Below are 2,187 nucleotides of genomic sequence, written 5' to 3' on the forward strand. Positions count from 1 at the left end.
AGCCGCCACAACCTGCTGGCCGGCGTCCGAAAAGAGGCGGAGCGCCACGCCCTTTCCGGGCAGGGCGCCGAGCGAGGCGGCGTTCTTGCCGGCCTTCTGGACCAGCAGTCCGAGATTGTCGGGCTTGGAGGACAGAGCGAGGCCGCCGTCCGGGCCACCCTGCAGGTTGAAGGTCGCGGCGTTCGAAGGATCGGCATTGATGATCGCCAGGGATTTCCCGCCGGCCACCCGGACAAAGCCGTTGTTGCCCTGGGACGCGTTCAGCTCGACGGCCGCTTCTGCTCCGTCGTTGAGCTGGAGCTTGGAGCCGCTGCCGCCATCGGTCAGCATCAGCATCTTCTTCGATCCGGCGGACAGCTGGATCAGGGCATTGTCTGCGCCCGTTGCCTTCATGACGATGGCGGCCTGTCCGTCGGTGCCCACGGTGATGCGCCCGTCCTCGGCCACGGTGAACAGCGCCACGCCCGACGCGTTCACGACCTTGAAGGGCGCCTTGAAGCTTCCCTGTTGTTCCTCAAGCTTGGCCACCCGCGCCTCGAGCGCCGCCAGCCGCTTGTCGTCCGCCGTGGGGCCTGGCGTGCCGCCGGGCTGCCGGTTCTGCAACTCCTCCACGGCCTTCTTCAGGCTCGCGACCTGGTCTTCCAGCTGCTTGATCCTGTCCTGCGAGCTGCTCGCCACGTTCTGCGAATTCTTCGTCCAGCGTTGTATCTGCCCGGTAATGGCGATGAGTTCCATCAACTGCGGAGCGAACGGGGCGACGGGCTCGAGGACCTCGGGTTCCGCAATCTTCAACACCATCACCGGTTGCGAGCCAACATAGACTTCCGGGATGGCCTCCGCCTCCGGATCGGGTTGGGCGAGAGCGGGAACCGAAAGACAGAGCAGACCCAGAAGCATCAGGATGCGCATGGCAATCTCGCTTGTTGAAGGTCGGGGAACAGTCACTTGAGAGCAATTTCCTGCGTGGTGCTTTCGCCTGCTTTCAACTCGACGACCGCCGTGCCGGTGCGGCCCGTCTCGTCGGCTGCGGCGATCCGGTATCGGCCTGCCGGAAGAATGGACGCGAAGTCACGTCGCGTTCCGGCCTCGACGATCGGCTTTTCAGCAAAGGTTCCGCCCGGCGTGCCGGGGAAAAAGGAGATCACGACATTGAGCGGGGGCGGCGCATCGCCCGGTGGCGCCGCCGAGACAGACAGTCGTCCGGCCGCGAGGTCGATGCGCTCGGCCGCCTTGGCCCCCGGCGCGACCGTGATGCGTCGTGTTGTGCTGGCCCCGCCGGAAACCAGCGTCACCTCCCATTCGCCCGGCGTCAGGACGACGGCGGGGGAGGCTTCGGCCTTGTTTTCGAGGGCCGGCCCGGCCTTCACGTCGCCGATGAGTTTCACCGGTCGCACCGTCCACGTCGCGTCTCGCCAGTCCGAGAAGGGTGGGGCGCCGGGGCCTAGCGCGCCGGTCAGCACCAGTTCGGCCGATGGCAGTTCGAACCGAGCGGTCACGACCTTGCCGGGCTCTGCGCCGACATCCCGGGAGAGTGTCGCGCCCGCGATGAAGAGTTGTGCCTTGTAGGGGCCTGCTGCAACCAGAAAGGTCGGCTGCGCGATGGCCTCGGCGCGCAGTGGCGGCACTCCTGCCTTCGCAGACTCCAGCGACCAGGACAGGCCGGCTCCGCTGTCTATTGGGCGATCGGCTCCCGCCACGCTGGCCTCGAGCGTCACCTTGCCGAGACCGAGGTTGAGCGTCGCCTGCACCGGCTTGCCGGCGGTGACGGTGAATTCCTGTCGTGCCGTGAAGCCGCCCAAGGTCACCGCGACGTCATAGCGGCCCGGCGCCAGCATCGCCGAAGGCGCCAGCACGGGATCGAGTTCGGCCGGAGCCTGCCCGTCCTTCGGCTGCAGCGTCCAGGTTGGATCGCCCTTGAGGTCCGTGTCCTTGAGATCGAGCCCCTGCGCGGCGATGACCGAGAGGCTGGCAAGCCCGGCCGCGAGGGCGAGGTCGTGCCGTTCGTCGGCTGCGCCCGTTATCCTCACATCGGCATCGGTGCGAGCATTTGCGATCGTCACACGCACCCTGTAGGCGCCGGGCACCAGCTCCGGCGTCACCTCGGTGCCCTTGCCTTCGTAAACCGTCTCGCCGTTCCTGGTCGTGACGGTGAAGAGGACCGGCCCCGGCACAACCGCGTCCCCGACC

2 protein-coding genes are annotated in these 2,187 nt (G+C 67.3%); both read right to left on the minus strand.

Annotated elements, in window-relative coordinates:
* On the minus strand, positions 1–909 hold a 909-nt coding region (locus tag K2X24_RS03070; protein WP_292494537.1), incomplete at its 3' end, for a hypothetical protein.
* A gap of 32 nt (positions 910–941) precedes the next feature.
* The coding region (locus K2X24_RS03075) for a hypothetical protein (protein ID WP_292494539.1) at positions 942–2,187 on the minus strand (1,246 nt) is incomplete at its 5' end.

Origin of the sequence: Methylobacterium sp. (genome assembly GCF_019750675.1) — a bacterium.
Taxonomy (GTDB): Bacteria; Pseudomonadota; Alphaproteobacteria; order Rhizobiales; family Beijerinckiaceae; genus Methylobacterium.